Raw genomic sequence first — 20,147 nt, forward strand, 5'->3', positions numbered from 1 at the left:
CATCATGCACTATCGAAACAATCCCGCCGCCGTCTCCGCGCTTGTGCGCCCGACCGAGGTGCACAAGGACCTGTTCATCGATGACGAAATCTTTGAGCTGGAAATGGAGCACCTGTTTGCCAACACCTGGGTCTACGTGGGCCATGCCAGCCAGGTGCCCAATCCGGGCGATTTCTACACCACCACCATCGGGGACCAGCCCGTCATCATGGTGCGGCACACGGATAAAACCATACGCGTGCTGCATAACCGCTGCCCGCACAAAGGCGTCATGGTGGCGGCCGATACCTGCGGCAATACCGGAAAATTCTTCCGCTGTCCCTACCATGCCTGGACCTTCAAGACCGATGGGCAATTGCTGTCCGTCCCCCTGAAAAAAGGCTACGATCCGGACGTCTTCAAGGCCTGTGAAGCCAGCCAGGGCATGGCCCCCGTCCAGAATGTGCGCGACTATCGCGGCTTCGTTTTCTGCCGGCTCAGCGCCGAAGGGCAGTCGTTCGACGCATTCTTCGGCGAATCGCTGTCGACCATCGACAACATGGTGGACCGCTCGCCGGCCGGCGAGCTTCAGGTGGCGGGCGGCGTCCTGCGCTATCTGCATGACTGCAACTGGAAGATGCTGGTCGACAACCAGACCGATACCTGCCACCCCATGGTGGCGCACGAGTCATCGGCGGGCACGGCCGTGCGCGTGTGGGAAGAAGCGCCCGAAGGCACACCCAAGCCCATGGCGGTCGAGCAGTTCGCCCCCTTCATTTCCCCCTATGAGTTCTTCGAAGGCATGGGCATACGCGTCTGGGAAAACGGCCACGGGCATACAGGCGTCAGCAACTCGATTCATGCCGCCTATTCCCCCGTGCCCGCCTACCTTGAAGCCATGGAGGCGGCTTACGGCAAAGAGCGCACCCAGGAAATCCTGGGCGACACGCGGCACAACACCACCTATTTCCCCAACATCATGGTCAAGGGGCCGATCCAGACCTTGCGAATATTCAAACCCCTGGCCGCCAACAAGACGCTGGTGGAGTCGTGGACTTTCCGCCTGGTGGGCGCGCCGGACAAGCTGCTGGAGCGCACGCTTATGTACAACCGCCTGATCAACGCTCCCACGTCGGTCGTGGGCCACGACGACCATGAAGTCTACGAACGGTCGCAGCATGGGCTGCACAGCCGCGGCCGCGACTGGGTCAATGTGGCGCGTCTTTATGAATCGGACGAGGCCGGGCGCAAGAATGAAATCACCAACGGCACCAGTGAGTGGCAGATGCGCAACCAGTACCAGGCATGGGCTCGCTATATGACGGCCACCATGAAGGAGACAGCATGAGTCACGTCACGGATCAACAGCTCATCGATTTTGCCTATGCCGAGGCGCGCATGCTGGACGAGCAGCGCTTTGACGACTGGCTGGCGCTTTTCACCGAAGACGGCCATTACTGGATGCCGCTGTCGCACGGCCAGACCGACCCGCTGCTGGAAGGCTCGTTGATGTACGAAGACAAGCTGCTGCTGCGCGTGCGCATCGAGCGGCTGGCCGGCCAGCGCACGTTTTCCCAACAGCCCAAGAGCCGCAGCCATCATCTGCTGCAGCAGCCCGGCATTGAATCCGGCCACCCGTGGCACCAGCCCGAAAAAGGCCAATATGCCGTACGCACGGCCTTCCATTACGTGGAGTCCCGGCTTGACCAGCAATCGCTCTATGCAGGCTGGGCCACGCTCGAACTGCTGGCCGTGGACGGCGCCTTGCGCATACAGCAAAAGCGCATCGACCTGCTCAACTGCGACGCGGCATTGCGCAGCATTCAGCTGTTCATGTAAGGGGAAGGTTTTGTCCAATACGGTTTACCACGCCTTTACCGATGCAGCGCGACAATGGCCCGGCCAGCCTTTTCTGTGCGTCATGCCCGAAACGGCGCACATCTACGGCATCGCCGCCGGCGAGATCACCTACAGCCAGGCTCGGGAGCGCATCGACGGCCTGATGGTCGCCTATGCGGCCGCCGGTTACGGCCATGGCCATCGCGCCGGCCTGCTGCTGGAGAACCGGCCTGATTTCCTGCTGCACTGGTTTGCGCTGAACGGCCTGGGCGTTTCCGTTGTTCCCATTAATGCAGACCTGCGGGCGGCCGAACTCGAATATCTGGTGGGCCATGCCGAGATCGTCATTGCCATCGCCCTGCCCGAGCGCCATGCCAGCCTGGCCGCGGCCGCCAGAGCGGCCGGCCAGCCGCTGGCCCTGGCCGGCCCGGACGACGCGCCGCCGCCCGCCGCCTGCGAAGCGCCGCTGAAAGATCAGGCGCCCGGCAGCGCAAGCGAATGCGCCCTGCTGTATACCTCGGGCACCACCGGCCGGCCCAAGGGCTGCATACTGCCCAACGAATATTTCCTGCATGCGGGAAGGTGGTACGCCAACATCGGCGGCCTGGCCACGCTGCGCCAAGGTAGCGAGCGCATGCTGACGCCCCTGCCGCTGGTGCACATGAATGCCATGGCCTATTCCGTAATGGCCATGGTGGCCATAGGCGGCTGCCTGATTCCCATTGACCGCTTCCATCCCGCCTCGTGGTGGAATACCGTGCGCGATGCCCGCGCGACGGTCGTGCATTATCTTGGGGTCATGCCCGCCATCCTCATGAAAGCCGGGGCGGCCCCGCAAGATACAGCCCATCAAGTGCGGTTCGGCTTCGGTGCCGGCGTCGAACGTTCGCTGCATGAGCCGTTCGAGCAGCGTTTCGGTTTTCCTCTGCTGGAGGCCTGGGCCATGACGGAAACCGGCGCAGGCGCCGTCATCATCGCCAATCGCGAACCGCGCCACATCGGCACCAGCTGTTTCGGCCAGGAAGAAGCCGATGTCCTGGTCCGGCTGCTGAACGATGCCGGCCAGGATGCCGCCGCCGATGAAAATGGCGAGCTCCTGGTCAGGCATGCCGGCGCCAATCCCCGTTTCGGTTTTTTTGCGGGCTACCTGAAAGACCAGGCGGCCACCCAGGAAGCCTGGCAAGACGGCTGGTTTCATACGGGCGATATCGTCAGGCGGGACAAGCAAGGCGCCCTGCACTTCGTAGACCGCAAAAAGAATGTGATCCGCCGCAGCGGCGAAAATATATCCGCCGTCGAGGTCGAGTCCGTGCTGGGGCAGCACCCTGCCGTCCGAACCGTTGCCGTCGCCGCCGTACCCGACGCAGTGCGCGGCGATGAAGTCCTGGCCTGCGTGGTGCTGCATCGCCCCCTGGAGTCCGGGCAGGCGGGTGTCCTGGCCAAGGACATCGTCGCCTGGAGCCTGACACAGCTGGCGTATTACAAGGTTCCCGGGTATGTTGCGTTGGTGGACGAGCTGCCGCTCACCGCCACCAACAAGATACAACGCGGCGAGCTGAAGAAGCTTGCTCCCGCCCTGCCGGGCTCCCCGCTGTGCATAGATACCCGCGCCATGAAAAAACGCCAGGAGCCCGCCGCATGACCGCAAGCCGCCAGGGCTACGACGGCATTGTCGCGACCGTGCCCGTTACCATTCCCTACGTGCGCTATTCGATAGAAAGCGCGCACTGGTGGCTGGGCATGGCCCTGGGCGCCTTGATCCGGCAGGCCGGGATCGCCAAGACGCACATCGACGGCATGTGCGTATCGAGCTTTACGCTGGCGCCCGACACCGCCGTGGGGCTGACCCAGCACCTGGGCATGAGCCCGCGCTGGCTGGACCACATTCCCATGGGCGGCGCCAGCGGCGTCATCGGCCTGCGCCGGGCCGCGCGGGCCGTGCAGGCGGGGGATGCCGATATCGTGGCGTGCCTGGCGGGCGACACCAACCACGTGGATTCCTTCCGGCACACCGTCAGCCAGTTTTCGCGCTTTGCGCAAGACGGCGTCTATCCGTATGGGGCAGGCGGCCCCAACGCCAGCTTCGCCTTGCTGACCCGCCACTATATGAATGCCAGCGGCGCCACGCGCGAGGACTTCGGCAAGCTCTGCGTGGCCCAGCGCGATAACGCCTTGCGCTACCCGCATGCCCTCATGAAAAAGCCGCTGACGCTGCAGCAGTACCTGGATGCCCGCGCCATTACCGAACCCATCCATTTATTCGACTGCGTCATGCCTTGCGCCGGCGCGGACGGTTTCCTGGTCATGCGCGAAGCGCGCGCACGCGAACTGGGGCTGCCCTTTGTCCGCATCCTGTCCACCCTCGAACGGCACAATGCCTGGATGGACGACCCCATACAGACGCGCGGCGGCTGGACCATGGACCGCGACAGCTTCTACGCGCACGCGGGCGTAGGCCCGCAAGACGTGGACTTCATGCAGGCCTACGACGACTACCCCGTCATCAACCTGATGCAGATCGAAGACCTGGGTTTCTGCGATAAAGGCGATGCGCCGCAATTCGTGCGCGACCACAGCTTTACGGTGGACGGCAGCTTCCCCTTCAATACCAACGGCGGGCAGTTGTCGGTGGGTCAGGCGGGGGCCGCGGGCGGTTATCTGGGCATGGTCGAAGCCTTGCGCCAGTTGACCGGGCAAGCCGCCGGCACCCAGGTGAGCAATGCAAAAATCGGCCTGGTCAGCGGATTCGGCATGATCAATTACGACCGCGGCATCTGCACCGCCGCCGCCCTGCTTGCAAGGAGCGACGCATGACCCAAGCGCTTTCCAAGCCGCCGCGCAAGAATCCGGTGGCCCGCACCCGGCAAGCCACCCGGCCGCCCGCGCCACGCAGCCGGCGCGCGCTGGGCCTGACCGCCGCTGCAGCCGAGGGCCGTTTCAGCCTGCAGGTCTGCCAGGATTGCGCCGCCGTGCAGTACCCGCCGCGCGAAGTCTGCCACCAATGCCTATCCGGCCAGTTGCGCTGGCAAACGGTCAATCCGGAAGGCCGGCTGCTGGTCTCTACGGTGCTGCACCACAGCAACGATCTGTATTTCCGCGAACGCCTGCCCTGGCGCATTGGCACGGTACAAATGGCCGCCGGCCCGTCTGTCGTGGCCCACGTTCATGGCGACTGCCAGGACGGCGACACCGTCCGGCTGGCGCTCAAACTCGATCGCAGCGGGCAAGCGGTCATGATTGCACTTCCCTTACAGGCGACTCCCCATATGGAAGACGACAAAGTCCTGCGCGAAACCTCGTGCGACCCGAAATTCAGGCGGGTGCTGGTCACCGATGGCAAGTCCGCCGTGGGCATGGCGGTCATCAGCGCCTTGCTGGATGCCGGCGCCACCACCGTGTTTGCCGGCGACCCGGAAATCTGGAAGCAATCGGCCGCCTTCAACACCCTGTGCGACGATGCCCGCATCCAGGTCCAGGACCTGAACATCACCGACACCGACTCGGTCGAGCGCGTTTCACGCAGCATCGGCGGCAAGGTGGATATCCTGGTCAACACGGCCGGCTATGAACGGGACGGCGGCGTGCTGCACAGCCGCGACATCGGCAAGGCACGCGACGCGCTGGACGTCAACTGCATGGGGCTGATGCGCCTGGCCCAGCATTTCGGCCCCGGCATGGCGGCGCGCGCGGCCGACGGCCTGAACAGCGCCGTGGCCTGGGTCAACGTGCTGTCCATCTACGCGCACGTCAATCTGCCGTCGCGCGGCATCTGGTCCGCCTCGCAGGCCGCCGCGCTGTCGGTGGCCCAGTGCCTGCGCAATGAGTTCCTGCAATCCGGCGTGCGCGTCGTCAACGTTTTTCCGGGTCCGGTCGACCATGAATGGGAACAGTTGACCCCGCCCCCGCGGGTCAACCCCAAAGCGGTCGCCGCGGCGATCGTGAAAGCGTTGCAGGCGGGCACGGAAGATGTCTACGTGGGCGATGTCGCCCAGGAGTTCATGTCGCGCCTGCGCGACAACCCCAAGGGGCTGGAACGCGAACTGGGCGGCGCATGACGCCCGCCCGCTTGCCAAGCGGCGCCCCTGCCACCACGACCATCCATCAGGAGACACCATGACGACCACGGCACTGACACAATTCATGGCGGAACTGGTTTCCGGCAAGATCAAGATCGTAGATCTGACCGAAACGCTAACGCCCGAGTTTCCCACCATCGTGCTGCCGCCTGAGTTCGGCCAGGCCTGGCCGTTTCGCATCGAAGAGATCTCGCGCTACGACGAGCGCGGGCCAGCCTGGTACTGGAACAACTTTTCCATGTCGGAACACACGGGCACCCACTTTGACGCCCCCGCCCACTGGGTCAGCGGCAAAGACCTGCCCGACAACACCGTGGACACCATTCCGCTGGAATCCTTTATTGCCGAAGCCTGTGTCATAGATTGCTCGAGCGAATCGCGCCAGAACCCCGACTTCCTGCTGACCATCGACTTCGTCGAACAATGGGAGGCCACGCATGGCAAGATCCCCGCGCGCTCCTGGGTATTCATGCGAACCGATTGGTCCAAGCGCAGCAAGCCCACCGACTACCTGAACATGCAGGAAGACGGCGCCCACTCGCCCGGCCCCGACGCCCAGGTCGTCCCCTGGCTGATCAAGGAACGCGACGTACATGGCTTCGGCACCGAATCGGTGGGCACGGACACCGGGCAGGCCCAGCATCTGGATCCGCCCTTTCCCTGCCACTACTTCATGCACGGCAACAACCGCTACGGGCTGCAATGCATGACCAATCTGGACCAGCTCCCCGCCAAGGGGGCCGTGATCTTCTCCGCCCCCCTGAAGATACGCAGCGGTTCGGGCAGCCCCTTGCGCGTCCTGGCCCTGACGCCCAACACGAACGGGAAGGGCGCATGAGCAAACCTTACACCGCCATCGTCACCGGCGGCAGCGCCGGCATCGGCGCTGAAATCTGCCGCCAGATGCTGGATGCCGGCTACGAAGTCATTTCACTGGCCAGGCGCGCGCCGGACTTCACCCATGCCCGGCTGCATTCGGTGCTGGTGGATTTGCTGGACCCGCAGGCGACCGCACAGGCCGGCCATGAAATCGCCAAACAGCACGCCGTCAGCCATATCGTGCACAACGCCGGAGTCATCTGGCCCAATCTGCTGCCTGATGTCTCGCTGGACGAACTGCAAGGCTTGACCCAGATTCACCTGGGGTCCGCGATCTCGCTGGTCCAGGCAGCGCTGCCCGGCATGGAAAGCGCGGGCTTCGGCCGGATTGTGTTGATGTCGTCCCGCGGCGCCCTGGGGCTGCCCACCCGCACGGCCTACTCCGCGACCAAGGCGGGCATGATAGGCATGGCCCGCACCTGGTCGCTGGAGCTCGCCCCCAAAGGCATCACGGTCAATGTCGTCGCGCCCGGCCCCATACAGACCGATATGTTCTACGACGTGATTCCGGCAGGCAGCGAGCGCGAACGCAATATTGCCCAAGGCATACCCGTGCAGCGCCTGGGGCGCGCCGACGACGTCGCCCGCGCGGTGATGTTTTTTGCCGACCCGGCCAACAGCTTTGTGACCGGCCAGACCCTATACGTGTGCGGGGGCGCCAGCGTCAGCTCGGTCACCATATGAAGCCCGCCCATCGCGGGAAAGCGCCTGTTTACAGAAATAAACGCCGCACGTAATATCTATTTTAAGCATCAACTATCTTTTGTTTTGCCACCCTGAATAACAGTAAAAAAACGTTTTATCCCCTTCGTCACGACTACGCAGCATAAAACCCCACGGAGACAAACCCATGCCTTTCAAGAAACTCGCTCTATCCGCCGCCCTGTTTGCCGCCGTCGGCATGGCCCCCGCCCCTGGCTTCGCCCAGGTCAAAGTGGGTGTGGTCACCTCGGCCACCGGCCCCACCGCGCTCATCGGCATTCCGCAGCGGAACACCGTTGCGCTGCTGCCCCGGAAGATCGGCGACCTGACCGTCGAATATGTCTCTCTGGACGACGCCAGCGACCCCACGCAGTCGGTCACCAACTTCAAGAAGCTCATTACCGAAGAAAAAGTCGACGCCTTGATCGGCCCGTCCGGCTCTCCCAATGCCATGGGCGTGATCCAGTTCGCCGCCGAATCGGGCACCCCCATGCTGGCGCCCGTTGGCACGGCCTCTGTCGTCCTGCCCATGACGCCCGAAAAGAAATGGGTCTTCAAGACCACCCAGAACGACGACATCATCGCCAAGGCGCTGGTCGGCCACATGGCCCAGTCGGGCATCAAGACCGCCGGCTTCATCGGGCTGAACGACGCCTACGGCGAGAACTGGCTGAAAGTGTTTTCGGAACTGGCCAAAGAGCACAACATCAAGATCGTGGCCGTGGAACGCTATCAGCGCTCCGACAGCTCCGTCACCGGCCAGGCGCTTAAAGTCCTGTCGGCCAAGCCCGACGCCGTGCTGGTCGCCGGCACGGGCTCGGCCGCCGTGCTGCCCGAAACCACCCTGGTCAAGCAGGGCTACAAGGGCCAGTTCTACCAAACCCATGGCGCCGCGCTGCCGGCCTTTCTGTCTCTGGGCGGAAAACAGGTTGAAGGCACCATACTGGCCGCCAGCCTGATGCTGGTCCTGCCTGAAATCGCCGATACCAACCCGTCGAAGAAAGTGGCCGAAGACTATATCGCCCGCTACAGCGAAAAGTATGGCGAGAAGCCCGCCACCTTCGGGGCGAACGTGTACGATGCCGGCCTGCTGCTGGAGCAAGCCATTCCTGAAGCCGCCAAAACGGCCAAGCCCGGCACCAAGGAGTTTCGCAGCGCATTGCGCGACGCGCTGGAACAAACCAAGGAATTGGTGGCCACGCAAGGCGTCTACAACATGAGCCCCGAAGACCACAGCGGTTTCGATGACCGCGGCCGCGAGCTGATTACCGTGAAAGACGGGCAATGGCGGCTGGTGAAGTAAGCGCGGGCCGGCGCCTGTTCGCGGCGGCGGTCAGCTACCCTGACGCCGCCACTCGGAAGGCGACATCCCGAAGCGGCGCCGGAATGCATGGCTGAATACCGTCGAGTCGGAGAAACCGTACTGATAGGCGATTTCACTAATCTGGCGTGTCATGGCCGTGTCGGCCAGCAGATCGCGGCAACGCTCAAGGCGCGCCCCCAGGATGTAATCGGCCGGCGTCATGCTCTGGCCTGAAAACAGCTTGTACAGATAGCGGCGCGACACACGAAACCGATTGGCGATGGCCATGACCGAAAGGTCGGGATCGTGCAGGTTGTCATCGATATACTGCCGGATGTTGCGGAACTGGGCATGCCGGACCTCGTCAAGGTCGGACATGCTCGATGCGCCGGACTGCTCGAAAATATTCAGCCCGATCATTTCCAGAACAGAATGTGCGACATGGCGCGTGGCTGTGCTGGAAAGGCTGGGGCTTTCCGTCAGCGCCAGCTGCAGGGTTTCCATCGCAATACGAGCACTGCCGTGGCGCGCGCTGTAGGGGCGGGCCACGGCACGCTGCAGATAAGGCTGCCACACCAACATATTCGAGGTGGATATTTGCAGCACCAGAAAATGGGCATCCTGGTCGACAGAGACCTGGTAAGGCCGGGTCGTGTCATACAGGCTCCAGTCGCCCGGCTGCAAGATGGCAGCCCGCTGCTCCTGGATGATTTCGCTGCGGCCTGACAGCTGCAGGGTGACCTTGTAGCCGCTGGCTTCGGAGCGGTCGGCCAGCCGGCGGGTGCGGCACACACTTTGCGCCGAGGTCAACAGCTCGGTCACCTGTAAACAGCCCAGTGTGTCACTGGCGGCGATATTGATAAAGGGGCCGCCCCGGCTTGGATTGACTTCGAGCGGCACAAAATATTCGCACACACCATCGCGCCAAAGATTTTGGTTGTCGTAACGCTTGCGGGGGGTACGTAGCAGCATGGACGACATACGCCTAATGCCTTATAAAATCGGGCCGTGCATGACACCGGGCGAGCCATGATGATAAAAACCGGCCCAGAAAAATTTTATACCTAAAATTCCCGGATGAATATATGAGTAAAAACCTGTACTCATCCTATTCGCCGGGCTGACCCGGCGGCCGGCACATCATGGGTGGTCTGTATTTTCGCCAAAGGTATACGGTGACAGTTGGTGGCCTTGCTCTGCAAGCTGTTGATCAAGCGCCCTGCGCACCGGGGCCACGTCGTCGAAACGATAAGGGCGCGCCGCCCCCACCTCGGCGGGGGTAAACGGCCTGAAACCGGACGCCGCGCGATCGGGCCCATACGTTGCCACAATCCAGTTCAGGACGGCAGCCAGTTCGGCATTGCCCAGCTGGGACTGTGCCGCACCGGGGACGCGAATCATGTAGTCGCGGCCCGCGGGCAGCGTGGCCAGCAGGCCGACCGAGTTACGGAAACTGGGCACGGCCCTTTGCGAAACGCCCGCGCCATCGTAGCGATGGCAGCCAGCACATTGCAGCATGTAGTCTTTATAAGCCGCCGTGCTTTCCGCATAGGCTGCCGGCGCCGCTGCGGCCGGCACGGACGCTGGCGCCGCCACAACGGCGTCCAGCCCCCCGCCCAGGAGCATAAGCAAGGCGACCCACTGGCTGCAACGCATGGCGCGCCTCAGTTCTTGGCCAGCCCCACGACCACGGACGTGGTGCAGTGGAAGGTGGAGTTCTCGTTCGCCATGCACCAGTTAACGTCGTTGTGCAGGAAGAACTCGTAACCGGGACGCTCCCGGGTCTGTGCCGAGCACAAGCACCGGTTGCACGCGGTTTTCCCGCAACAGTCATGGTAGCTGACCAGGTAGTCCTTGCCGTCGTTGGGGTTATGGCAAGTACCCACCCACGAGATAGGCGACGGTGTTGTGCCCGGCGGGCAGGTTGTGGCCGTCCCGCCGCAGCACGAGCACAGGAATCCGTCTACCGCGCAATAGCGCCAGTAATCGCAGGACGTCAGCGCTTCATCGCTTGCGGTTTCAAGATCGGACGGCTTGCCTGATGCGCGGGCCACAGGCAGGACAGGCATGACGAATGCCGACGCCACCATTGCCTTGCCGAGGGTGCACAGCACACTGCGGCGCGATGAGGTATGGGCCACCTTGCGGGCGACGTTCTCGCCCAGTTTATCCAGCCAGCGCATTGACGTTCTCCTTACGCGATACGTTCACTTCCTGCAGCGTGTTGCCCGCCAGGTACTCTTGCGCCGACCCCACGCCCAGCTCTTTTGCCGTAAACAAGCTTTCCAGCTGTTCCCGCGAGTTGATCAGCCCCTTGGCGCGAATGATGCCGGCGTCGTCGATCAACACGGCATAAGGCAGCTTGCTGATCTGAAAGCGCATCCCCAGCTGATTCGACAACAGATAGGGGAACTGCTCCAGTCCCGCCTGGCGGTAGAAGGCCAGGTGCTCGGGCATTTCGCCATCGCTGGCCAGGACGATGTCCAGCCATTTCCTTTCGGTTGCCGCCACCGACTTCAGAATAGGCAGCAGCTTCTTGCACACAGGGCATGTGGGCGACAGGAAGAACAGCAGTTGGCTGCGGGCGCCGGCGCGGCCCACGGTCTGCTTGTTCCCCAGCATGTCGGACAGCTCGAACTCAGGCGCCGCCTCGCCCACGCCGGGGCCCCTGTCCATGGTCAATGCCCCCATGGGCGCCACCCTTTCGTACAGCACGCCGATCTGCCGGGAAAGCGCCAGAACCAGCAAGACCAGACAAAGTACGACCACCCACAGCACAACATTTGAAATCATTAACGCACTCATCATGTCTCCTTATATTTCCTGGAATCGGGTATGGGTATCGATCAGCAGATTGAACGTAAAGTAAAGCCCCAGCACCGCCAGGGTAGCGCCCACAAACGTCAATCCGTCCATCAGGCTCAAGGGCCGGCCCGAACTGTGCATGGCCAACAGCACCGGGGCGGACAGGCCGGCCAGCACCATATTGCGCACGACCAGCCACCCGGACAGCCCACCCGCTTTCTGCGAAAAACCGCCGCAGCCGCAATCAATATCCCGATGCCCGCGCAGCAGGTTGATCACAATGCCGCTGGTGGCGCAAAGCAGCACCGCCAGGGCGAGCACAGCCCCAGCCATTCGTGCGGACGGAACCAGCAGCATGAGGCCAGCCAGTAATTCGGCGCCCAGAAACAGCACGGAAAAGAGGCGTACCCCCCCTGGCGGAAGCAGGGCGTAGCCCGATACGGCGGACTCGAACAGCAGGAAGTGGCGCAGCTTTTGCAGCGCCCCCAGCAACAGGATGACGGCCAGGCTGGCCGTCGCCGCATAGATCAGGATGGGATCCATTATTTGCCTCCGGCCTGGGGCTGCGGCTCGACCTGCAAAGCGGCCTCGCCGGCGCCCTCTATGGTTCTCAGGTACTTGGGTTCAGCCGCGCTGATATCGTAGATGTTCACGTTGCCTCCATCCAGCGTCAACAGGCGCGGGGCCGGCCCTTGCGCCACCGACATCGACAGGCCGTCGCGCCCCGGCACGCGCGCTATCCGCTTCTTGCTTTCCAGATCGTATACCCAGATTTCCGCCGCGGGATTCTTGTGCGATCCTTCTTTGCCATCGGGATGCATGAATACATACAAGCGCTTGTTGGCCTGTTCCACATCAATGACGTTGTACCCGCCCGGCACCCAGCCCTGGGCCTTGTCAGCCTCGTCCAGCAAGGACCACACCGGCTCGAATGTGATCTCGTCCCCGCCCAGCCTGGCGGTATAGACGTTGCCGTAGAACGAGACAAAGTAGGCGGTATCGCCCGCCAAGCCCGGCGCAATGAAAACAGGGTCGTCCTGTACCGGGAACATGGGCTTGCTGCGGTGCTGCCTGGCCACCTTGCCCTGCTCATCCAGATCGATCGACAGCAATGCGCCGTCCCCGCATATCGTCATGAAGCTGCGCGGCTTGTTGGGCAGGGGGATAACGCTCCAGCACCCGGCTGTTGCGGTGATTTCGCTTGCGAATTTCCCCTGCTCCATATCGACCACGGTGATCGATGTGGCGGGCGTGGCATTTTGCAGCACAATGAACTTGCCATCGGTCGTCTGCCGGAAAATGCCGCGATAGTTCAGTGCTTGCGCCCTTTTTGGAGGAATGATGATTTCCTTTTTGAAGGTCAGCGCCGACGCGTCCCAGATCTCGACCACATCCGTCCGCTTTCCCCGTGTCACCCGCTCGTGATAGGTTGTCATGGTGTAGATGCGAGAGCCGTCTTTGGACAATTGCATATGGCCGTTGTAACTGGTGGGTACCATGCCCAGGAATTTTCCCGTGGCGCCATCAAAGATGTTCAGGCGGCTCTCGGTCAGATGCTGAAAGACCGAATCCATTACATAAATACGTTGCGAAGCATCCGCCGGCAGAACATGCCCGCCTGTCAGCGTCTCGAGCGGGGCCTGCTGGGCCGTGGCCCACCCGGGCCCAAGCATAAGCGCGGTGGCGAGCAGGCTGAGCGCAAGCGGGTGGATTTTGGAAGAAGTAGTCATGTGTTTTCGTCTCCTGACTGAAACATTCATTTCAGAACGCATAGGCATAACGCAGCTGCACACCCCGCATGCGTGGTCCGGTTTCCACCTTCAGATCGTGAATGTACTGAAGCTGGATCTGGTTCGCGTCGTTAATCTGGTACGTGGCTTCTGCGGCCAACTGATGGTTTTTCAGGCGCGGCGTATAAACCTGGCCATTGACCTTCTCGCGGCCACCCGTTTCATAGCGATACCGCAGCCCCACATAAGCATTCGGTGAAATATTGGTCGAAGCCAGTGCCATCAAACGGATAGAAGGGGATTTCTTCAGCGTCTGGCCGTAGTAGTTGTCATTGTTTCCGTAGAACTCGAATTCGGCCACGCCCTCAAGAAACGTCGACTCGCCAAACCCCTTCACGAAAGCGAAATCCTGGATGGTGGTCCATCGGTTCTTGCCGGGCGACACATCAGCATGGGATCCGTCGTAGCGTCCGATCGGGAAGGTAATGAATGGCTCCCAGGCAAACCAGGTCTTGGTTTCTTCATTGTTATAGAACCAGAATGCCGCGCCGGCCTGCACATCCCCAAAACCGGTCATACGATCGTCGGGCACGCCAGGCACTTTCAGGGAAGTGCGATACATCGGCGCAATCAACTCGTACTGGACCGTGACATTGCCGATCTGGCGAAAGGCCATGGGACGCAGAACCAGCGCCTGGACGTCCACCTTGGGGCCGTTGGGTATGCGATCCCCCCGATCATAAAAGCCATGGCTGTGCAGCGATGCCAAGTACGTGGCGATCACATTCGTACCGGGCGGCGCGGGAATCCAGTCGCGTGCGCTTGGATCGCCCGCTTGCGCAACGCCCGACAGGCCCAGGCACATCAGGCCGGCCAGTACGGCACAGGCGCCGCTATATGCTCCTTTCATCATTATGTCTCCTTAGCCATTATGTAATTTGTGTGTCGGCTACGATGATGCAGTCAATGCCTGGACGGGTAAGCCATGCAGACCGACTTGCTTTCCAGATACATGTCAATCGCCGCGCGGCCATGCTCCCTGCCGATGCCTGATTGCTTGTAGCCGCCAAAAGGCATGTGCGGGTCGAGCATGTTGTGCGTATTGACCCAGACCGTGCCTGCCCTGATGCGGGGAATCATCTGGTTGACCCGCGCCAGGTCATTGCTCCATATACTGGCGCCCAGGCCAAAACAAGTATCGTTGGCCAAGGCAATGGCCTGCTCGTCACTGGCAAACTTGGCCGCGGCCACCACCGGCCCGAAGATCTCTTCCCGCGCGATGCGCGCATCGCGGTCCACATCGGCGAATACCGCTGGCCGCACAAAATAGCCATCGCCATCCGCCGCCTGCCCGCCGCTCAGCAAGCGCGCGCCTTCCTGCCTGCCGATGTCGATATAGTCCAGAACCCGCCTGCGGTGCCTGGCCGACACCATGGGGCCGATCTGGGTGGTCGGGTCAAAGCCGGAACCCAGCGTCATCCCCGCAGCCAGGTCGGCAAGCCCGGATACGACCTTGTCATAAATGCCTTCCTGGACATACAGGCGCGACCCGGCCGTGCAAACCTGCCCTTGATTGAAAAAGATCGCGTTCGCCGCGCCTTGCACGGCAAGTTCGACATCGCAGTCGTCCAGCACCACAACCGGCGACTTGCCCCCCAGCTCCAGCGACACACGCTTCATGTCGTCCATAGCGGCATGGCCGATCAACTTGCCCACCTCGGTGGAGCCGGTGAAGGCAATCTTGTCGACGCCGGGGTGCGCCACCAGCGCGGCGCCCGTCACCTCGCCACGGCCTGTAATCACATTGATGACCCCGGGCGGGAAACCCGCCTCAAGCGCCAATTCAGCCAGCCGGATTGCGGTCAGCGGGGTTTCCTCGGCCGGCTTCAGGACCACGGTGCAGCCGGTTGCAACCGCAGGCGCTATCTTCCATATGGCCATGAGCAGCGGAAAGTTCCAGGGCACGATGGCCGCCACGACGCCAACCGGCTCTGGCCGTGTATAGGCGTGATAATGAAAGCCCGGAGGAAAAGGGATAGAGACATTCAGCGTCTCTCCGGATATCTTGGTGGACCAGCCTGCCATATAGCGCAGCCACTGCGCGCCCGCGCCCACCTCCAGCCCTTGCGAAAGCGCCAGCAGCTTGCCGTTGTTCAGCGTCTCCAGCCTGGCCAAGGCCTCTGCGTGCTGCTCGACCAGATCCGCCAGGTTCAGCAGCAAACGCTCGCGCGCAACCGGGGGCAGGTCGCGCCAGGCCGGATGGCCGAAAGCCCTGCGGGCCGCCTGCACGGCCTGGTCGACCTGCTTGGACCCGGCCTGTATCTGCTGGGCAATGACCTTGCCTGTGGCGGGATCGTAAACGGGGATGGTCGCGCCATCGCCCTGCGTGCAGGGCTGGCCATCGATAATCATGTGCTCGCGTATCGCGGCAAGCTCGGGCCGACTCTGTGCCAGGGTGACCGACATATCCGTTGCTCCTGAGGGCTTCATCAAAATGAAGCATAGCAACGCAGGGTGCACAGGTATTGTCTACCCGTGCACCCTGGCATGTCAGTTTGCGCACCTCATGCTTGAAATCACGACGAGTAGGTATTAGTACCTACTCAACCGCCGCGCAGGCGCTCGGCGTGAAAGTCGATGTGGTCCTGCATGAAGGTCGAGATGAAGTAATAGCCGTGGTCGTAGCCCTTGTGCCGGCGCAGCACCAGCGGCTGCCCGACCTGCGCGCAGGCGGCCTCGAAGGCTTCGGGGTGCAGTTGCTCGGCCAGGAAGCCGTCCGCCAGGCCCTGGTCGATCAAAATACCCTGTGGAAAAGGGTTCTGCGATCTTTCCATCAGCAGCGTCGCATCGTAGTCGGCCCAGGCCTGGCGATCGGCCCCCAGATAGCCTGTGAATGCTTTTTCACCCCAGGGGCAGCGCGAAGGCGCCGCGATCGGCGCAAAGGCCGAGACCGACTGGAATTTGTCGCGATGCCGCTGCGCCAGGACCAGCGCGCCATGGCCGCCCATGGAATGGCCAAAGATGCCCGCGCACGCGGCCTGGCCCGGCAACAGGGTGGTGGCGATGCCAAAGAGCTCGTCGGCCACGTAGCTTTCCATGCGGTAATGGCGGCTCCAGGGCTCTTGCGTGGCATCCAGGTAGAAACCGGCGCCGGTGCCGAAGTCCCAGCTTTCGTCTTCGCCGGGAATCTGCGCGCCGCGCGGGCTGGTATCGGGCGCCACCAGCATCAGGCCGTGCTGGGCGGCGGCGCGCTGGGCGCCCGCCTTGATCATGAAGGTTTCTTCCGTGCACGTCAGGCCCGCCAGGTAGAACAGGACCGGCACGCGTCCTTCGCTTGCCTGCTGGGGGATGAACACGGAAAACCGCATGGGCAGCCCAACGGCTTCGGAGCTGTGCTGATAATAGCGCTGGACGCCATCGAAGCAACGATGTTCGCTGAGCAGCTCCAGATCATCCAGTGACTTGGGGCCCGTCATCAGTACACCACGACGGAACGAATCGATTCGCCGCGTTTCATCAGATCGAAACCGTCGTTGATCTGCTCGAGCCCGAGCTTGTGGGTGATCAGGTCGTCGATGTTGATCTTGCCGTCCATATACCAGTCGACGATTTTCGGGACGTCGGTCCGGCCGCGCGCGCCGCCGAACGCCGAGCCTTTCCATTCACGGCCGGTGACCAGCTGGAAGGGCCTGGTGGAGATTTCCGCGCCCGCTTCGGCCACGCCGATGATGATGGACTGGCCCCAGCCGCGGTGGCAGCATTCCAGCGCCTGGCGCATGACCTTGGTATTGCCGATGCACTCGAACGAATAGTCGGCGCCCCCGTCGGTCAGCGCAATGATGTGGTCGACCACATTTTCAACCTCGTTGGGATTGATGAAGTGCGTCATGCCGAACTTACGGGCCATGGCTTCGCGTTCCGGGTTCAAGTCGACACCGATGATTTTGTCGGCGCCCACCATCTTGGCGCCTTGTATGACGTTCAGGCCGATGCCGCCCAGGCCAAACACCACCACATTGGCGCCGGCTTCGACCTTGGCGGTAAACAGCACCGCCCCCAGGCCCGTGGTGACGCCGCAGCCGATGTAGCACACCTTGTCGAAAGGGGCATCGTTGCGAATCTTGGCCAGCGCAATCTCGGGGACCACGATGTGGTTGGAGAAGGTGGACGTGCCCATGTAGTGGTGCACCGGCTTGCCGCCCACCGTGAAGCGCGATGTGCCGTCGGGCATCAGGCCCTTGCCTTGGGTCGCGCGTATGGCCGTGCACAAATTGGTTTTGCGCGACAGGCAGGATTTGCACTGGCGGCACTCGGGCGTGTAAAGCGGGATGACGTGGTCGCCCGCCTTGAGCGAGGTGACGCCAGGACCGGTTTCCAGCACGACCCCGGCGCCTTCGTGACCCAGGATAGACGGAAAAATACCTTCAGGATCGGCGCCCGACAAGGTGTAGTAGTCGGTATGACAGATACCCGTGGCCTTGATCTCGACCAGCACTTCGCCGGCCTTGGGGCCGGCAAGCTCGACCTCTTCAATCGTCAGTGGTGCGCCCGCCTTCCAGGCAATTGCCGCTTTCGTTTTCATACCTGCTCCTAACTGTTTGCATACCATGGCGCCCCTGCGGGCGCAGCCACCTGTGATGTTAAACGAAAAAAAACGATGATGGACCGGATATGCGCGACGTTACTCCGTTTTTCCGCGCATCGTCAGTACTCCGACGACTTGCCCGTGAGCGCCACGCCCACGCGCAGCATGAAATAGGAAAAGGCATCGACCCAGCGGCCCAGCCAGCTTCGCCGCTGCAGGCTGTCTTCGGTCACCGGCTGCGCGTTATTGCGGATTTCGGTCTCGATCGCCCCGGCCAGGTCCCTGGCGAAACCGGCATCCTGGACATACACGTTCGCCTCGCGCGCCAGCAGAAGGCTGAAGGGGTCCAGGTTGGACGACCCCACCATGGCGCACTGGTCGATCACGGCGACCTTGGCGTGCAGATAGCTGGCCATGTATTCGTACAGTTCTATGCCGTCGTCCAGCAGCTTGCAGTACATATAGCGGCACGCCCGGTATTGCATGGGATACTCGGAACGGCCCTGCAGCAGCAGCCTGACGCGCACGCCCCGCCGCGCGGCTTCCTCCAGCGCCTTGCGCAATCGGCGGCCCGGGAAAAAATAGGCATTGGCAATCAGGATGTCGGCTTTTGCATGCGCCATGGTGGCCAAGTACACATTCTCAATGGTCTGGCGAAACCGTATGTTGTCGCGCAGCAGCAAGGCCGCGCGCCGGCCCGGCGTGAAAACGGGCTGCCCCTTCTTGCGCCGCGACTGCATCCATTGCCGCAAATGCGTCAGGCGCTCATAGAACGCCGCCCAGTCGTCGCGCCGGCGCCAGGCCATGCGCAACCATAGCCCGCGCTGCGCCCGGGCCACATCGTCGACAATCGGCCCCCGCAGGCGCACGGCAAAATCAAAACGCGGCCTGGGCCCCTGGCCATCATCGGGGACGTCGACGTAATCGTCCAGGACGTTGATGCCCCCCACAAACGCCACGGCATGATCCACCACCGTGACTTTGCGATGCAACCGCCGCAAGCGCCGCAGATTGAAACGGACCGCGCCCACGCCCGCTGGCTCGGGCCGGTACACCCGGTACTGCGCGCCCATGCCGGCCAGTTGCCGGACGATGTCCTGCGCATGCGCCTGGCTGCCAAAGCCGTCTATCACCACACGCACCTTCACGCCGCGCTCGCAGGCCTGCCGCAGATGGTCCAGCACCAACTCGCCCGCCGGGTCCAAGTTGAAAATATAGGTTTCCAGGTGCACGGATCGCTGCGCGGCGTCGATGGCTTCGCACAGGGCGGGGAAAAAGGCCGCACCGTTTTGCAGCAGATCGATCTGATTGCCTTCGTGCCAGTTCAATCGCAAGTCTTTACGCGCCATACACACCTGCCCTGCCGGGGCCGGACGGGCTCACAGACCCATCAAGCCAAGAATCGAACGGCTCAGCGCCGAATGGGGATCACGCAAATCCATCAGTATGTTGAAGTGGTTGACGCCCGGCGCCTCGAGCGTGCTGGCGGGATACCCACGGGCCTGCCAGGCCTGGGCATACAGGCGGCTTTGGCGCTTGAACTCGGCTGTCTCGTGCTCGCCCCAGGCAAGCAATAGGGGACAGCCCTGATCCGGCAGGTGAAACACCGGGCTCAGTGCCTGCGCCGACTGCGGGTCCAGGTGCGCCCAGGCATTGATGTGCGTGCTCAGCAGCGGGCGCAGGTCGAACAGCCCGCTGATGGGGCTGGCGCTGTGCACGACGTTGCCAGGCACGCCCAGCGCATCGTGCCATCCGCGGGCCAACATCATGCCGGCAAGGTGGCCCCCGGCGGAACTGCCGCTGACGTGGATGCGCGCCGGATCGCCCTGAAAGCGGCTGATGTGCTTATGCACCCACGCAACGGCGCGGCGGCATTGATCGACAATGACGGGGAGCGACGCGGCGGGCGCCAGCGAATAGTTGACCGCGACCACCGTGGCGCCCGCCGCGGTAAAAGCCGGCGCCATGAACGAGGAGTCGTCTTTCGACAGCGCGCGCCAGTAGCCGCCGTGGATAAAGACGAATACCGGCGCATCTGCTTGCGCAGCCGGAAAAATGTCCAGTGTCTCGTCGGGATGCGCGCCATAAGGCACGGACAGCTCGCCCCCCAGCTGTTCGCGCGCCCGCTTGCTGGTGTCGGCGTACGCTTGCAGGAAAGGCAGGCAATCGGGAACGGAAGCGCGGGCGTTGTATTGCCGGTCGATTTCGTCGGGGGAATAGCCCATGGGGTTGATGTCCGGACCGGTCAT

At 62.7% G+C, this 20,147-nt stretch carries 20 protein-coding genes; 8 read left to right on the plus strand and 12 right to left on the minus strand.

Annotated elements, in window-relative coordinates; translation table 11 throughout:
- The first annotated feature begins 4 nt into the window (after positions 1-4).
- From RE432_RS03720 to RE432_RS03755, 8 genes are all read left to right on the plus strand, one after another.
- Positions 5-1,327, plus strand: coding sequence for an aromatic ring-hydroxylating dioxygenase subunit alpha (locus tag RE432_RS03720; RefSeq protein ID WP_409079807.1), 1,323 nt, complete (start codon positions 5-7; stop codon positions 1,325-1,327).
- Positions 1,324-1,818: an aromatic-ring-hydroxylating dioxygenase subunit beta gene (locus RE432_RS03725; RefSeq protein ID WP_310931863.1), complete on the plus strand. Its 495-nt coding sequence runs from the start codon at positions 1,324-1,326 to the stop codon at positions 1,816-1,818. Before RE432_RS03720 ends, RE432_RS03725 begins: the two co-directional genes overlap by 4 nt.
- 10 nt (positions 1,819-1,828) lie before the next feature.
- Positions 1,829-3,460 carry an AMP-binding protein gene (locus tag RE432_RS03730; RefSeq protein ID WP_310931864.1) on the plus strand — a complete coding sequence of 544 codons (1,632 nt, stop codon included), beginning with the start codon at positions 1,829-1,831 and terminating at the stop codon, positions 3,458-3,460.
- Complete coding sequence (locus tag RE432_RS03735) at positions 3,457-4,632, plus strand: thiolase family protein (RefSeq protein WP_310931865.1); 1,176 nt, start codon at positions 3,457-3,459, stop codon at positions 4,630-4,632. The genes RE432_RS03730 and RE432_RS03735 overlap by 4 nt, the downstream gene beginning before the upstream one ends.
- Complete coding sequence (locus RE432_RS03740) at positions 4,629-5,873, plus strand: SDR family NAD(P)-dependent oxidoreductase (protein WP_310931866.1); 1,245 nt, start codon at positions 4,629-4,631, stop codon at positions 5,871-5,873. The genes RE432_RS03735 and RE432_RS03740 overlap by 4 nt, the downstream gene beginning before the upstream one ends.
- Before the next feature lie 58 nt (positions 5,874-5,931).
- Complete coding sequence (locus RE432_RS03745) at positions 5,932-6,732, plus strand: cyclase family protein (protein WP_310931867.1); 801 nt, start codon at positions 5,932-5,934, stop codon at positions 6,730-6,732.
- Positions 6,729-7,457: an SDR family oxidoreductase gene (locus tag RE432_RS03750; RefSeq protein WP_310931868.1), complete on the plus strand. Its 729-nt coding sequence runs from the start codon at positions 6,729-6,731 to the stop codon at positions 7,455-7,457. Before RE432_RS03745 ends, RE432_RS03750 begins: the two co-directional genes overlap by 4 nt.
- Positions 7,458-7,623: 166 nt before the next feature.
- Positions 7,624-8,778, plus strand: a complete 1,155-nt coding sequence (locus tag RE432_RS03755; RefSeq protein WP_310931869.1) for an ABC transporter substrate-binding protein — start codon at positions 7,624-7,626, stop codon at positions 8,776-8,778.
- A 30-nt stretch (positions 8,779-8,808) separates the two neighbouring features.
- On the opposite strand, the gene RE432_RS03760 is transcribed toward RE432_RS03755, so the two are convergent.
- The 12 genes from RE432_RS03760 to RE432_RS03815 form a co-directional block, all read right to left on the minus strand.
- Positions 8,809-9,759, minus strand: coding sequence for a helix-turn-helix domain-containing protein (locus tag RE432_RS03760; protein ID WP_409079808.1), 951 nt, complete (start codon positions 9,757-9,759; stop codon positions 8,809-8,811).
- Between the two features lie 159 nt (positions 9,760-9,918).
- Positions 9,919-10,434 (minus strand): cytochrome C, encoded by a 516-nt coding sequence (locus tag RE432_RS03765; RefSeq protein ID WP_310931871.1) that lies wholly within the window; start codon positions 10,432-10,434, stop codon positions 9,919-9,921.
- An 8-nt stretch (positions 10,435-10,442) separates the two neighbouring features.
- The gene (locus tag RE432_RS03770) at positions 10,443-10,961 is read right to left on the minus strand and encodes a methylamine dehydrogenase light chain (protein WP_310931872.1); all 519 of its coding nucleotides are present in this window, start codon (positions 10,959-10,961) and stop codon (positions 10,443-10,445) included.
- On the minus strand, positions 10,945-11,583 hold the full coding sequence (mauD, locus tag RE432_RS03775; protein WP_310933019.1) for a methylamine dehydrogenase accessory protein MauD: 639 nt from the start codon (positions 11,581-11,583) through the stop codon (positions 10,945-10,947). The genes RE432_RS03770 and mauD overlap by 17 nt, the downstream gene beginning before the upstream one ends.
- Before the next feature lie 9 nt (positions 11,584-11,592).
- On the minus strand, positions 11,593-12,126 hold the full coding sequence (locus RE432_RS03780) for a MauE/DoxX family redox-associated membrane protein (protein ID WP_310931873.1): 534 nt from the start codon (positions 12,124-12,126) through the stop codon (positions 11,593-11,595).
- Positions 12,126-13,313, minus strand: coding sequence for an amine dehydrogenase large subunit (locus RE432_RS03785; RefSeq protein ID WP_310931874.1), 1,188 nt, complete (start codon positions 13,311-13,313; stop codon positions 12,126-12,128). The genes RE432_RS03780 and RE432_RS03785 overlap by 1 nt, the downstream gene beginning before the upstream one ends.
- A 31-nt stretch (positions 13,314-13,344) precedes the next feature.
- On the minus strand, positions 13,345-14,226 hold the full coding sequence (locus RE432_RS03790) for a transporter (protein WP_310931875.1): 882 nt from the start codon (positions 14,224-14,226) through the stop codon (positions 13,345-13,347).
- Positions 14,227-14,276: 50 nt separating this feature from the next.
- Complete coding sequence (locus RE432_RS03795; RefSeq protein WP_310931876.1) at positions 14,277-15,779, minus strand: aldehyde dehydrogenase family protein; 1,503 nt, start codon at positions 15,777-15,779, stop codon at positions 14,277-14,279.
- Between the two features lie 137 nt (positions 15,780-15,916).
- Positions 15,917-16,789 (minus strand): S-formylglutathione hydrolase, encoded by an 873-nt coding sequence (fghA, locus tag RE432_RS03800; protein ID WP_409079809.1) that lies wholly within the window; start codon positions 16,787-16,789, stop codon positions 15,917-15,919.
- Complete coding sequence (locus tag RE432_RS03805) at positions 16,789-17,895, minus strand: S-(hydroxymethyl)glutathione dehydrogenase/class III alcohol dehydrogenase (RefSeq protein WP_310931877.1); 1,107 nt, start codon at positions 17,893-17,895, stop codon at positions 16,789-16,791. The genes fghA and RE432_RS03805 overlap by 1 nt, the downstream gene beginning before the upstream one ends.
- Before the next feature lie 122 nt (positions 17,896-18,017).
- Positions 18,018-19,247, minus strand: a complete 1,230-nt coding sequence (clsB, locus tag RE432_RS03810; RefSeq protein WP_310931878.1) for a cardiolipin synthase ClsB — start codon at positions 19,245-19,247, stop codon at positions 18,018-18,020.
- Positions 19,248-19,277: 30 nt separating this feature from the next.
- Positions 19,278-20,147 (minus strand): alpha/beta hydrolase, encoded by an 870-nt coding sequence (locus RE432_RS03815; protein ID WP_310931879.1) that lies wholly within the window; start codon positions 20,145-20,147, stop codon positions 19,278-19,280.

It is taken from the genome of Pusillimonas sp. SM2304, from assembly GCF_031628915.1.
Taxonomy (GTDB): Bacteria; Pseudomonadota; Gammaproteobacteria; order Burkholderiales; family Burkholderiaceae_B; genus Pusillimonas_C.